The sequence below is a fragment of the Paraflavitalea pollutisoli genome, assembly GCF_029360705.1.
GTDB classification, from domain to species: Bacteria; Bacteroidota; Bacteroidia; order Chitinophagales; family Chitinophagaceae; genus Paraflavitalea; species Paraflavitalea pollutisoli.
In genome coordinates this window covers 1,698,773-1,712,030 of sequence record NZ_JARKMX010000008.1, presented here as the reverse complement: position 1 = coordinate 1,712,030, position 13,258 = coordinate 1,698,773, and the positions used below count along the sequence as shown (strand labels likewise).

Here is a 13,258-nt window from a genome sequence, read left to right as displayed (position 1 = left end):
CCACTCGGCCGGAAGCGGCCAATCCTCAGCGGCGGTTGTTGGCTTGACAATTTTTCAGGAGGTTTGTGCCCGATGAAGGAAATGACACCATATCGTACAACAAAGAGTAGCCGTCGTTACGGAGTGTTGTGGTGTTGCCTGGTAGGCGCCTTGCCGTTGATCGCGCAACAGCCCGCGGAGATTTTTGGTCAGCATATCCTTTTTCAACTCAATACCATCACTACACAGGCCCGGATGCAGGAAGCCATTTACGTTCGGGTGCCGGATACGGCATTGTACCAGGTATTCGATCACCTGCAGGCCGGACCCCGGGAAGGCGTGGTGAAGAACAGTCCGAATAGTCCGCTGATACTTGGTGTAAAATTGAACCCCACGCTGACCAATTACTTTGGTAACCCGGTTAGTTCCGTCACCAGGGACTTTCATAGTTACCGCATCCAGGATAGTTCGGAAGCGGCATTGCTGGCCCTGGGTATTACGCCGGAAAATGCAGGTGATTATCGTTACCACGTCGTAGCCAACGATAGTGTAGAACTGGTGCCCTGGAGCCCTGTGACACAGCTGGAACAGCGCCATGGAGCCCGGAAGCCTTATGCCCTGATCGGGAAGTTTCGCTATCCGGGTAAAACCGTATTGGTAGAAGTGGTGAACACCAAAAACTACGCGAGTCGCGACGGTGTGTTGTTCGACTGGCAAACCGACCTGCGGCCGGTATTGCGGCAGATTACCCTGCAAATGCCCCGCGACTATTTTAACCTCGCTTATCTTGCACGTAACCGTGGTTATGCCACCCGATTTGACCGGTTGACCCATATACCGCTTGATTTTTCCTTTCCGGCCGACAGTGTGTTGCAGGTTACGGTGGAGCTGGAACGAAGGCCAACGGTGGCGTATATCGCCTACCTGTTGCGCCACACAGCCAGGCACCGCGATACGCTGGATGTGGGTTTTGTAAACCCACACGGACAAATCACTATCAACGCTTCTTGGTACCGGGAGCCGGGTAATTATGAACTACGGATAGAACCGATGGCGCGCTGGCCTGTATGGGATCCGGCCCGGATGCTGACGCTTCCCTTCACGGTGTTGCCGGCAACGCGGCAAGGCCGTTATGTGTCGGAGAAAGTATTGCTGGCCTGGCTGTCGGGTTTCGTGGCGTTGGCAATACTGGTGTTCCTGGGGTATCGCCGGTACAGCCGGGGCAGGTTGCAGCAGGAAGCTACACGCAGCCTGCAAGCTCAGCTTCGGTTGAAGGCGCTGCGTGCGCAACTCAATCCGCATTTCTTATTTAATGCCCTGGGGTCGATCCAAAACCTCGTGAACAAACAAAACCTGCTGCAGGCCAATCAGTTCCTGGCGCGTTTTGCGCGGCTAACGCGCAAGGTGTTGCAATCGAGTGAAGAAGACCTGGTGAGCCTGGAAGATGAATTGCAATTGTCGGTTGATTACCTGCAAATGGAGCAATTGCGATTTGGCTTTGAATACACCTGTACTCTCGATCCGGCCATCGTGCCCGCCAATGTCGAACTGCCTGCGTTGCTGCTGCAACCGTTTCTGGAGAATGCGGTCAGACATGGTGTATCGGCCTTGCAAACAGCAGGACGGATCAGTATCAACGTGAAGCCAGATCACCATCACCTCGTGATCTCGATTAGTGATAACGGACGGGGTATGGCAGCTGCTGAACCGCTGCGCGCCGGCGCCTTTGGCCTCAAACTGAGTGAAGAGCGCATTGCCCTGGTCAATCAATTGTATCCAACGCAACCTGTCATCCTGCAAGTCGACTCTACCCCTGCAGGAACAACTGTGCAATTAACCTTAACGAATTGGCTGTAATATGACCCTCAACGCTGTTATCATAGAAGATGAATTGCCCAACCTGGAGAACCTGCTGGGGTTGCTGCGGGATTGGTGTCCTGATGTGCGGGTGGTTGCTTCAGCGGGTACGGTAGCTACGGGCATCGAAGCGATACAGAAACATTCGCCCGCGCTGGTATTCCTCGATATTCAGTTGCAGGAGGGAACGGGTTTCGACGTGCTGAAAGCATTCGATACCGCCGATTTTGAGGTGATCTTTATTACTGCCTATGATCAGTACGGTATCCAGGCCATCAAGTTTGCTGCATTGGATTATCTGCTGAAGCCTGTCGATATACCCGAGTTGCAGACGGCTGTCGGTAAAGCGCAGGACAGGATCGGTGCGCGCCAAAAGAATGAGCAGCTGGAGCACCTGATCAGGATGATCCGTGTACCGGGCAATGACCAGCCCAGGTTGGCCCTGCCCACCTTACAGGAAACCCGGTATGTGCGCGTAGAAGAGATCATACGCTGCGAAGCTTCGGATAACTATACCCGCTTTTACCTGAAACAGGAAGCGCCGGTGGTAGTCGCCAAAACGCTGAAAGAATACGTGGGCTTGCTGAAGGACTATGATTTTCACCGGGTGCACCAGTCGCACCTCGTCAACTTTCGTTATGTGAAAAGCCTGCTGCGTGAAGACGGAGGCGTGTTGCTGCTGGAGGATGGGACAAAGGTTCCGGTGTCGCGGCAGCATATGGAGGCGGTAAAACAAGTATTGAACCGGCTTCCCTGAGCTTGGGCAGGACGCCAGTCTTGATCGCGGGTGATTCGATACTCCGTTATTCCTATTCCCATTTAATAAATCAATTGTATGAAGTATTGTTCGCTGCTGATGGCGGCCCTGTTGTCTATTGCCCATACCGAAGCGCAGGAGCCAGCCCCGCGTATAGCCACGGTGGCGGTGCAGGTAGTGCACCGTACACCGGCCACGCCCCAGGCTTTTGCCGTTCATTTCGTCAATCCCTTTTTTAAAACAACGGTGGCTGCGGCCACCGACACGCTGGGCAGACTGGTGGCCAGGGGCGAACTGGCGGTGGCACAAAACATCACCGTTCGCTACAACGATGTTTTTATCAACCTATGGCTGGCGCCCGGTGATTCCGTTCACCTGCTGGTGGATGCGGCCCGGTTGGGGGAAAAAGATTTTGCCTGGTTGCAGCTATCCGGCGATCATGCCGCGCTATCCACGCAACTCAATAAAGCGCATCAGTATGTATCATCGTTGAAAAGCCCGCGGTACGAGTGGAAGCAGTCGCCCGATAGCATGCGGGCAGCCATCCAGGTCACGCATCAACGACAGATGGGCGCTTACGATAGCTATGCAGCCGGCAGTGCAACTCACCCATTTGTTCGTTCCTTTTTGGAGCGGGATGTTTGGTACGTTATCTCGAATTATGTAACGGATTATGTATTTGATAGTTTGCCCGCCCCTGAAAAGGCCGCTCGTATCGCCCTTTTCCGCGATCCCGTCTTTGGCTTGCATGATCCTGCCAATTTTCAATCCATGATGTTTGCCTACCACCTCGGCTGGTATGCTCAATGGGTAACCGATATGGATAGTGTCGTGCGAAAGGCGCGACAGGCGGGTCGCCTGGAGGAGGCCATGCGGGCGGGCGTACGCGTGTTGGAAAAAGAACCGCGGGGTCTGTGCCGCGACTATATGCTGTACTCTTTTTTACACGGCCTGTGCTTAAAAGAACCGTCGTTGATGGATTTGTTGCCTGCCTGGCGTTCCTCATTTACCAACGCTTTTGTACCAGACTGTCTACAACGTAGTCTGGATCGGGCACTGGCTGTCAACTTCCCCATAAAGCCCCTGTCGGGATTGTACCAACTGGGCGTAAACGGACAGGGACAGGCATTACCAGCTACGGATATGCTGGCGTTGCTGGCAAAGCGTTATGCTGGTAAGGTCGTGTATGTGGATGTATACGCAACCTGGTGTGGCCCTTGCCGGCAGGAACTGCCCCATGTGCCGGCCTTGCAGGCTACCTACAGGCAACAGGACGTCGTTTTTGTAAATATCTGTGTGCAGGATGATAGCAGTGCCTGGAAAAAGCTGGTGCGTACGCAACAGTGGGGTGGGGAACATTATTACCTCGATACGGATGCGAGTAAGCTGTTCATGGGGCATTACCGCGTGGCAGGTGTACCGGCTTACTGGATATTGGATCGACGCGGAAAGCTAGTGACAACCAATGCGCCACGCCCCTCAGCTGGAGTGAAACTCCATCAGCAACTTGACCTGCTATTGAGTAATCCGTAAAAAGAGTAAGGGCCAACTGAACAGTAAAGCAGGTAGCATCCGCTTTCTATTCTGTCGGCCCTTTGGTCACTTAGGATACCAGTTGTTTATTCAAGGATATTTATGGGAAACTACTGCCAGAGGCAGCTTTGGGTACGGCCTATTTCCAACGGAGCACGCTGTGGTGCTGCTACTGAAGTGTTGCAGGGGATACCTCGTAAGAGGTAGGGTCGGATACGGATAATATTGATCCTGATATAGAAGGGTAGGTTGATGCTTATTTATTGGGAGCCTTGGGAGGATAGGGTAGGTCCTTGGCGGCCTTTTGATCGGCACGTTCATCCAGTTCCCATCCCTCTTCTTCAATTTCCTGAGCAGGCAGGTTTTCAGGTTGGGCAGCACCTGCGATGACGGGTGTTTCTTCAGCCGCTTCGTCCATCTTATGATTGGTCTGGTTGATGAACTCTTCCTGCGGCTGTGTCTTCACATCTTTGGGATTTAATTTCTGTCCGTATTCCATAACCAATGTTTTGCTTTACATATAACAATTTTATGCCAGCCCTCCGGGCCGGGGCGCCAGGTGGGGCGTTTTGGGGACAGGTGGAGCAAGGAGTGGCACGATCTACTGAATCATGCCGGGTTAGTCTGTAAAGCTTTATTGGTTTGTACAAAATGCAAGAGGGCCCCGGATCAGCACGTCCGGGGCCCTCTGTATTTTCAGTATGATCATGCAGCAACAGTGTCGCATGATCCTGCTGTGTTATTCAAATCCGTAAGCAGTAGAACCAGTGATCGTGCTGGTACCGCTGAATGATTCGGTTTTTACCACTTTGTCATTCACGAGGATCTCCAGCGTGAAGTTGCCGCCGACCAGCGCCATGCCCGATACCAGGATGACGTCGTACTGCTTGACCGATTTCTTGAATTTCTTCGAGAAGGGCAGGGCAGCAGCGTCATCGGTAGAATGACCGCCGGTTTCGTTGATGTAAGTAACGCTGGCTTTCTTCAGGGTGCTCGTGGTGGTAGTGACACGGTATTCGATGGTCACCTCTTTGGGATAACCGCCACCGCCCGCAGGATTTTCATCTTTGTCTTTTTTGCAGGCGGTAAAAAGGAGTGCACAGGATAACAGGAGAGTCAGGATACGCACAGGGTGTTTTGTCCAGTTCATCTTTATGGTTTTTGTGATCGTGTACGGTATTGGTAAGCAGGGGGCAAAACTACCGGTAGCAACCTCCCGGAACAATACGGCTTCTCCATGAATTTTATCTACTGGTTTTCTGGTATAATGCTCTGTTGGAAATTGAATCCCGGATTTGTTGTTTATTTTGCCGGCATGATCCGTTGTATTGTTCTCTGTTGCCTCTTGTTGGTCACACGGTATGCCGGCGCACAAAATCACATGAGCGGTGAGCGCACCATCGATAGCCTCACGCAGGTATTCCAAACGGCTACGGCCGACAGCGTACGGGCCAAGGCCAGTTACCTGCTGTCGTACAACTGGGCATTCAGAGATCCCGTCAAAGCGAAAGGTTACCTGGCAGAAGGGCGTCGCTATGCCGCCAATTCCTTCCAGGTGGCTGTGGGTAATTTTTATGAAGGCATATTAATGTACGTGACCGGTGCCATCGACAGCAGCGAGGCAGCCTTCCTGCGGGCCGACAGCCTGTTGCAACCCATCGATACCAAAGTAGCCCTTACCTTCCGCTCGGAAGCCTGGCACAACTACGGCGTATTGCAACAGGTGCAGGGCGATGAAAAAGGTTTCGCAGATATCTTATTAAAGCATTCCATTCCGCTGGCACAACAAGCGGGTGATAGCACGGTGCTGGCGAAGAACTTGCACGACCTCGCTTTGACGTTCAAGAATACCTCCCAGTATAGCAAGGCTACCGTGTATATCCTCAAGGCCATCGCGGTATTCCGCGCCATACACGCCCGCAATGAGCTGGCAGTGGCATATATAACAGGGGCGGAAAACTATACCTTATGGGAGCAGTTTGACAAGGCCAAACCCATGCTCGATAGCGCCCATGCCCTCCTGGCGCCTTTTCCCGAATCACCGCTTTTTGTCGATTACTACGCGGCCGAAAGCACCTACTTCAATGCAACCAAACAATACGGCCAGGCGCTGCAAAGCACGGATAGGGGGATTGCCCTCGCCAAACGAATGAACCGGGAGTATGAAGAGCAACGCTTGCAGTTGCAACGCTTCTATGCCTGGTTTGATCAGAAGAATTATGTCAATGCCAAACCCGTATTGTTGTACCTGTTGCAGCAGCCCGGTATGATGGCGCAGATCACCAACCGGCTGCAGATATACAAAGGGCTGGCAGAAACCTATGCAGGACTGAAAGAGATGCCCGAAGCGTATAAATGGTCGAAGATCTACAGCGACCTCAGCGACAGCGTACACGAAAGCCAGCTCAAAACCGATATCCAGGCACTCGAACTCAAATTCAACGATGCCGAAAACCAAAAGCAGATCGCCGGCCTGAAGGCGGAAAATGATAAAGCCCTGTTGACCGCGCAGAGCAACCGCCTGTTGACCTGGTTCCTGGCTTCTGCTGCCATCCTGCTGCTGGTTGTAGCCTTGCTGGCACAGCTGTATTACCGCAACAACCGGAAGCTGTCGGAGCAAAAAGACCTCAACCACCAGCAGCAACTGAAAGAGATCGCCCAGGAGCAACAGATACAGTTTGGCCAGGCCCTGTTGCAGGGAGAAGAGCGGGAACGCCGCCGCATGGCTGGCGACCTGCACGACGGACTCGGTGGCATGCTGGCCGGGGTCAAGCTAAACCTGACCGAACTGACGTATACGTCGCAGGAAGGGGAGCTCAATAAAGTGATCGGACAGCTCGATACCTCCATCAGCGAGTTGCGGCGGATAGCTCGTAACATGATGCCGGAAGCCCTGTTGAAGCTGGGCCTGGAGGCGGCGATGAAGGACCTGTGCGAAAGCCTGATGACAGAACAGGTGCGCATCGATTTTCAATCCCTGGGCGTAGAGCGGTCGCTGGTCCAGCAAACGCAGGTCACCATTTACCGCATTGTGCAGGAATTGTTGACCAATGCGATCAAACATGCCCACGCGACGGAGATCCTGTTGCAGTGCAGCCAGCACGAAGGTATCTTCCTCATTACGCTGGAAGACAATGGCCGGGGATTCGATGCCCGCTCGGCTGCTTTGTCAAAAGGGATCGGACTAATGAATGTCAGGAGCCGGGTCGATTACCTGCAGGGCAAGATGGAGATCAACTCCATCATCAACGAAGGCACCACCATAAATATAGAATTACATGTTGCAGGACAAGGATAAGCTGAGTATCGCCGTGGTCGATGACCACCCCGTGGTCATTGAAGGGTTGCGCAAGCTGCTCGATCAAAAGGAATACCTGCGCGTAGCGGGCAGTTTTACCACCGGAGGAGCATTCCGGGAGTATATGCGGCAGCACCGGGTAGACATCGTATTGCTGGATATCTCGCTGCCCGATGTGAGCGGGATGGACCTGTGCAAGGACATTAAACTATTGTACCCCGCCACCAGTGTGCTCATCCTGAGTAACCACAGCGAACGTAGTATCATCCTGCAGGCCCTGCAGCATGGCGCCAGCGGCTACCTGCTGAAGAATGCTTCCGCCACCGAGTTGATGGCCTGCATACAAGAAGCCCTGGGCGGCCAGATCACGTTCAGCAAGGAAGTGAAAGAGATCATTGCCCGCCCTTCCGCAACCGAATTAAAGGGCATCCCCGCGCTTACCAAGCGGGAGAAAGAGATCCTTCACATGATATCGGAAGGGATGACCACCGCCGATATCGCCACACAACTCACCTTAAGTCCGCTGACGATCGAAACCCATCGTCGCAACCTTCTGCAGAAATTCGATGTAAAAAATGTAGCAGCCCTCATCAAGATCGCTGTCCAGCAAGGACTCGTGTAGCAGCCGATTACCAGGGGCAAAATGGGGATTTTATGCCCGGTGGCTGGCACGCTGTTTTTACCTGTTTAGGTATAACTCAACTAAAAAGGAGGAATCATGAACCTGCGAGAAACTAAATATGAAGCAGATAACCAGACCGGCGTCAACCACGAAGGTCCGGATGCCAATAACCCGGTAAAAAGGCTGACAGCCCATTCCATCATTGGAGACCGGGTGGAGAACCCACAGGGAGATAACCTGGGTAAGATCGATGACCTGATGGTCAACCTGCAAACAGGCGTCATTGAATACGTCGTGCTCGAATCTGGCACCTTCCTGGGGATGGGCGGTAAATTGTTTGCCATACCCTTCCGCGAACTGCGGTTGAATGCGGCGAAGGAAGTATTCGTATTGCACCGTGATAAGGAGTACCTGAGCGAAGCGCCCGGCTTTGACAAGGATCACTGGCCCGATACCAATGATCACAGCTATTTTGACCGTATTACCGCCTATTACGACCGTACGCCGATACCGATGGTACCGCTATGAGACAGAAAGTAAGGGAGTGGGAAATGATGGAGAGAGGAAGTCAATAACAGTTCCCATTCAGATAGAAATTTAGCCAGGCTACCAGGTAGCCTGGCTAAATCTATTTAGGGACCTAACGGCCTATTTCACGTGCTTGCCAACGATCTTGGCCAGTTCGAACATCGTGATCTGATCCTTACCGAAAACGGGTTTCAGCTTGGCGTCAGCATTGATTGCACGTCTGTTCTTCTTGTCCTGGAGGTCGTTCTTCTTGATGTAGTCCCAGATCTTCTTAACGATCTCAGTTCTGGGAAGGGGCTTGTTACCGATCACTTCTGCCAGTGTAGCGCTGGGAGTGAGGGGAGCCATGAAGGCTGCATTTGGTTTACGTGCAGATTTCTTCTTAGCTGCTTTTTTAGGAGCTGCCGCTTTTTTAGGAGCCGGAGCTGCTTTTTTTACAGCTTTCTTAGGAGCTGCTTTTTTAGGCGCTGCTTTCTTAGCTGCCTTTTTAGGAGCTGCTTTTTTAGCTGCTTTCTTGGGCGCTTTTTTTGTTGCCATTGTTCGTTTTTTTTACGATTGATGATGATGTCTAATGCAAGGAGGAAGTGAATTTATTTCCCTGCATCAGACAGGTCAATAATCTTTCCTCCGTAAAATAATGAAGTAATATAGCAAGATTAGGGCATATCAGCATAGCAATTGTCCACGAGTTATTCACTCTATGTTAGTATCCTCATTGGAGAAATGGCATTTTTTCATTGGGAAACGCGTCCGAAGCATCCAATGACCCCTATAACCGAAGCTTCTTTATGACTTCAGTTGCTTCAGGGCGCGGGCTATATTCACCCCCTTGCCTAGCACGGGTTTGAAGAGATCGCCCGTACGTTTGATGCGCGTAATGGCATTGGCGATGGTGAACTTTTGCAGTTGTAATCCCTTCCTGACCTCGCTCCAGTCGAGGGGCATGGAGACGGTGGCGCCGGGCTTTGGGCGAAGGCTGTAAGCCGCTGCCAGTGTGGCTTTGGGCCTGTTTTGCAAGTAGTCGATATAGAGCTTTCCCTTCCTGTTGCGGGTCATTCTTTCTATGCTGGTGAACCCAGGCAACAGCTCATGTACCTGCACCGCGATCAGCTTACCGAAGAGCTGGCATTCATCATAGGTATACCGATGGCCCAGGGGAATATAGATATGTATACCGGTAGAGCCGGAGGTCTTGGGGTACCCCTCGATGCCCAGCTCATCGAGTACCCGCTTCACTGCCCGGGCGGTTTCAATGACCTGTTCAAAAGTATTGCCTTTGTCGGGGTCCAGGTCGAGGCAACACCAGTCGGGATGGTCCGGATGATGGATCGTACTGTTCCAGGGATTCATCTCGATGGCGCCCAGGTTGGCCATCCACAGCAGGCTGGCTTCATTGGTAGGCACCATGAAGTTCTTGTCTTCCCCTTCGCTCGTTGTATAGGGAAATTGCTGTATCCAATCGGGCGACTTGCCGGTCACATCCTTCTGGTAAAAGCTTTTACCATTGATCCCATTGGGGTAGCGGTTCAGTGATTGTGGCCTGTTGACCAGGTAGGGGAGTATATACGGAGCCACCTGGTAATAGTAGTTCAGCATATCCCGCTTGGTGTATTTTTCTTTCGGCCAGAAGACCTTGTTCAGGTTCGTGAATGACAACTCTTGCCCATCGATCACGCGTACCTGGGTGGCTTCCGAAGGGTTGAGCAGGCTTTTACGGTCGTGCTTACCGCCTTTAACCAGCAGCTTTGCGGTAGGGTCCTGCTTGATTTTCTTCGTCACTTCTTTTACATCTACCGCTGTTTCGGCCGTCACGCTGCTGGCTTTCTTATCACTGCGCATGCCTTCAAAGCTGGGATGGCGCATCACGCCATCGCTGGTCATCTCGGCATAACTGACTTCGCCTACCAGTTTGGGTTGTAGCCAGGTAACCGTGGCGTGGGGCGGATCGGGGCGGAAGCGGGAGGGCTTGTTGACATCAGGTACTTCGGTAAACGGACATTTTTTGCTGACCAGTGTTTTGAACTGCTGCATCATCTCCCGCTGCAGCTTGTCATTGAAGCCGGTGCCGATCTTCCCGGTATAGTGAAGCCGCTTGCCGTCGTACACCCCCACCAGCAGGGCACTAAACAGCTTGGGAGAATCCTCGTTCTTCGTAAACCCACCAATGACGACCTCGTGTCTTTTATTGGCTTTCAGCTTGAGCCAGTCGCGGGTGCGTTCGCCCGGCATATAGATACTATCGGCCTTCTTGGCCATGATGCCTTCCATGCCCATCTTCGATGCTACCGCCAGGAAATCGGTGGCCGAGCTCTCGAAGTTTTCGCTGAAGCGGATGATACCCGTTGGGGGAACCAGTGGTCGTAGGATATCCCGACGTTCGCTCAGGGGAAGCTGGGTGAGGTCGTGCCCATCCAGCCACAGTATATCGAATACATAATAGACGAGTTCGCCATCGGCCTCGCTTCGCCAGTTCTGCAGGGAGCCGAAATGCGCAATGCCTTTTTCGTTGACCACACAGATCTCTCCATCGATGATGGCATCGAGCTTCCAGGCTTTTACGGCTTCATACACGGGGTAAAACTTATCGTTGAAGGATTTCTGGTTGCGGGAAAGCAGCTCCACGTTGCTCTTATGGCTTAATGCAACGGCCCGGTATCCATCCCATTTGATTTCATAGAGCCAGCCCGGTTGGTCGAAAGGTTCATTGACCAGGGTGCCCAGCATCGGAGGAAAGGATTTAGGAAAGGCAGCCTTAGGCGCGGCGGACAGACTGGCTAGTGCTTTTTTTTTACGTGTTGGCGTATTGGTTGCTTTCCGGATACCAGCTTTGGAGCGCGCGCTGCTCCTGGTGGTGGCTGCCTTCCTGGGCGCAGCGCTGTTGGTCGCAGCTGCCGTCTTGCGTGGAGCGGCCTTTGTAGCGGGCCTGGCGGCGGCCTTGCCGGCGCTTTTGGAACGGGTAGTGTCTTGGGAAGGCTTGCTGGCTTTGGTGGTGGTAGGGCGCCGCGCAGGAGCCTTGCGCTTGGTGGCAGCTTTCTTGCTGCTGCCGGAAGCCGGCTTTTCTCCGTAAATGTTCTTGCTTGTCTTTTCGACCTCTTCGAGTGTTTTGTCCGATACCACCGAGCGCACCTTGCGGGTTACATCGGTAGTTTTGGCGTATTCGTCGCGGTGCTTGATCAGCAGCCAGGCATTGTTCTCGGCATTTTTGAGTTTGACCAATGCAAACTCTCCCTGCAATTTCTGTCCGTATAACCTGACCTTGAGACTACCCGCCTTCAATTGTTTCAACAGTCCTTTTTCATCTTTCTGCTTATCGCCGGTGGGTTCCAGTGGTTCATAGGTCCCTTCATCCCATACGATCACGGTGCCGGCCCCGTAGTTGCCTGCGGGGATGATGCCTTCGAAGTTGCGGTAATCGTAGGGATGGTCTTCGACCATCATCGCCAGGCGTTTGTCTTCCGGGTTGAGCGATGGCCCTTTCGGCACGGCCCAGCTTTTCAAGACACCGTCCATTTCCAGGCGGAAATCATAATGCAAACGGGATGCGTCGTGCTTCTGGATCACGAAGCGCAGGGCCTTGCCGCTTGCTTTGCCGCCGGTTGGTTCGGGCGTATGTTGAAAGGATCTTTTCTTGCGATAAGTTGCCAGTGCCATAACACATCATTTGGTATAAAGTGCTTAAATAGTGTGCCAGCCTGCATGGCAGGAGGGCTATAGCCAATTGTTGCGGCGAAACCAGTAATAAATAGCGGCAGTTACGAGTACCATGAGGCCAATGGCGGCCGGGTAACCCGCCTTCCAGTTCAGTTCGGGCATGAAGCGGAAATTCATGCCATAAATGCCGACGATAAAGGTGAGCGGCAGAAAGAAGACGGAAAAAATGGTGAGGATGCGGATGATCTCGTTGGTGCGCTGGGCCGATACATTGAAGTAGATGGCCAGCAGCTGGCTGATGTTTTCGGCCAGTGCATCGTATACACTGTGTTGCTTGATATGCAGGTCGCGGATATCGCGCGTCAGGGCATTCGACTCCTGTGGCGGGTCGATCTTGTCGACCACCTCATAACTCAGGATGAGCAGGCGGCGGATCACATCGACTTTGCGTTTGATGTAGTAAAGCCCCTTGAGCATGGGCGCCTTCCGGTGCTTGAGAAATACCTGTTCTTCGTACAGGTCGATGGTGTGGTTCAGCTTGTGGGCAGGGGCTTCATAGCTTTCTAATACTGCCCGTACCACTTCTACCAGGGCCTGTTCGGGCGATTCGCATTCCTGTCTTTTTACTTTCCGTTCGTAGATCATGGACAGCGGCTCCCACGCATGGCGGTGAATGGTGATGATAAATCCCTGGCCGATCACCAGGGCAATCTTATTGGTCAGTTCCTCGACAGTATCGGCATAATTATCCTTTTCGGCAGCGTAGTACCGCAGAATGATAAAGGTGTATTGTTTGAGGCGTTCGTATTTGGGCAGGTGGTCGACGGCCAGCATGTCTTCGATAGACGCATCGTGCAAAGCATATTGTTCGGCAATCTGGTTCAGCTGCGCGGGGGAAGGATCAGTGAGATCGATCCATTCGTAACCATTTTGTTGTTTGTTGGCCAGTTGCTGGGTGCCATTGTCGGGCGCAGTCGCCATGTGCTGCTGTTTGTGCAGGTCGCTGCAATTGGCAGACCCTGTAGCTGACGGC

General features: G+C 52.8%; 11 protein-coding genes. 6 read left to right on the top strand and 5 right to left on the bottom strand.

The features are described 5' to 3' along the window. Positions 1 to 81: 81 nt before the first annotated feature. From P2W70_RS20555 to P2W70_RS20545, 3 genes are all read left to right on the top strand, one after another. Positions 82 to 1,836, top strand: a complete 1,755-nt coding sequence (locus tag P2W70_RS20555) for a sensor histidine kinase (protein ID WP_276483399.1) — start codon at positions 82 to 84, stop codon at positions 1,834 to 1,836. Between the two features lies 1 nt (position 1,837). Continuing rightward, the gene (locus P2W70_RS20550) at positions 1,838 to 2,593 is read left to right on the top strand and encodes a LytR/AlgR family response regulator transcription factor (RefSeq protein WP_276483398.1); all 756 of its coding nucleotides are present in this window, start codon (positions 1,838 to 1,840) and stop codon (positions 2,591 to 2,593) included. A 78-nt stretch (positions 2,594 to 2,671) separates the two neighbouring features. Further along, positions 2,672 to 4,126 (top strand): TlpA family protein disulfide reductase, encoded by a 1,455-nt coding sequence (locus P2W70_RS20545; protein ID WP_276483397.1) that lies wholly within the window; start codon positions 2,672 to 2,674, stop codon positions 4,124 to 4,126. Positions 4,127 to 4,382: 256 nt separating this feature from the next. Here P2W70_RS20545 and P2W70_RS20540 read toward each other — a convergent pair whose 3' ends face one another. After that, complete coding sequence (locus P2W70_RS20540) at positions 4,383 to 4,625, bottom strand: hypothetical protein (protein ID WP_276483396.1); 243 nt, start codon at positions 4,623 to 4,625, stop codon at positions 4,383 to 4,385. A 240-nt stretch (positions 4,626 to 4,865) separates the two neighbouring features. Next, a complete protein-coding gene (locus P2W70_RS20535) occupies positions 4,866 to 5,276 on the bottom strand; it encodes a hypothetical protein (RefSeq protein WP_276483395.1) in 411 nt (136 codons plus the stop codon). A gap of 165 nt (positions 5,277 to 5,441) precedes the next feature. On the opposite strand from P2W70_RS20535, the gene P2W70_RS20530 reads away from it, so the two are divergent. The 3 genes from P2W70_RS20530 (at position 5,442) to P2W70_RS20520 (ending at position 8,574) form a co-directional block, all read left to right on the top strand. Continuing rightward, positions 5,442 to 7,424, top strand: a complete 1,983-nt coding sequence (locus P2W70_RS20530; RefSeq protein WP_276483394.1) for a sensor histidine kinase — start codon at positions 5,442 to 5,444, stop codon at positions 7,422 to 7,424. Further along, positions 7,405 to 8,046 (top strand): response regulator, encoded by a 642-nt coding sequence (locus P2W70_RS20525; RefSeq protein WP_276483393.1) that lies wholly within the window; start codon positions 7,405 to 7,407, stop codon positions 8,044 to 8,046. The genes P2W70_RS20530 and P2W70_RS20525 overlap by 20 nt, the downstream gene beginning before the upstream one ends. A gap of 96 nt (positions 8,047 to 8,142) precedes the next feature. Beyond that, a complete protein-coding gene (locus tag P2W70_RS20520; RefSeq protein WP_276483392.1) occupies positions 8,143 to 8,574 on the top strand; it encodes a PRC-barrel domain-containing protein in 432 nt (143 codons plus the stop codon). 120 nt (positions 8,575 to 8,694) lie between these two features. Here P2W70_RS20520 and P2W70_RS20515 read toward each other — a convergent pair whose 3' ends face one another. The 3 genes from P2W70_RS20515 to P2W70_RS20505 form a co-directional block, all read right to left on the bottom strand. Continuing rightward, positions 8,695 to 9,111, bottom strand: a complete 417-nt coding sequence (locus P2W70_RS20515; RefSeq protein ID WP_276483391.1) for an SWIB/MDM2 domain-containing protein — start codon at positions 9,109 to 9,111, stop codon at positions 8,695 to 8,697. Between the two features lie 249 nt (positions 9,112 to 9,360). Continuing rightward, positions 9,361 to 12,225, bottom strand: coding sequence for a DNA ligase D (gene ligD, locus P2W70_RS20510; protein WP_276483390.1), 2,865 nt, complete (start codon positions 12,223 to 12,225; stop codon positions 9,361 to 9,363). A 57-nt stretch (positions 12,226 to 12,282) separates the two neighbouring features. Then, entirely contained in the window at positions 12,283 to 13,206 is a 924-nt protein-coding gene (locus P2W70_RS20505) for a magnesium transporter CorA family protein (RefSeq protein ID WP_276483389.1), read from the bottom strand. Positions 13,207 to 13,258 lie beyond the last annotated feature (52 nt).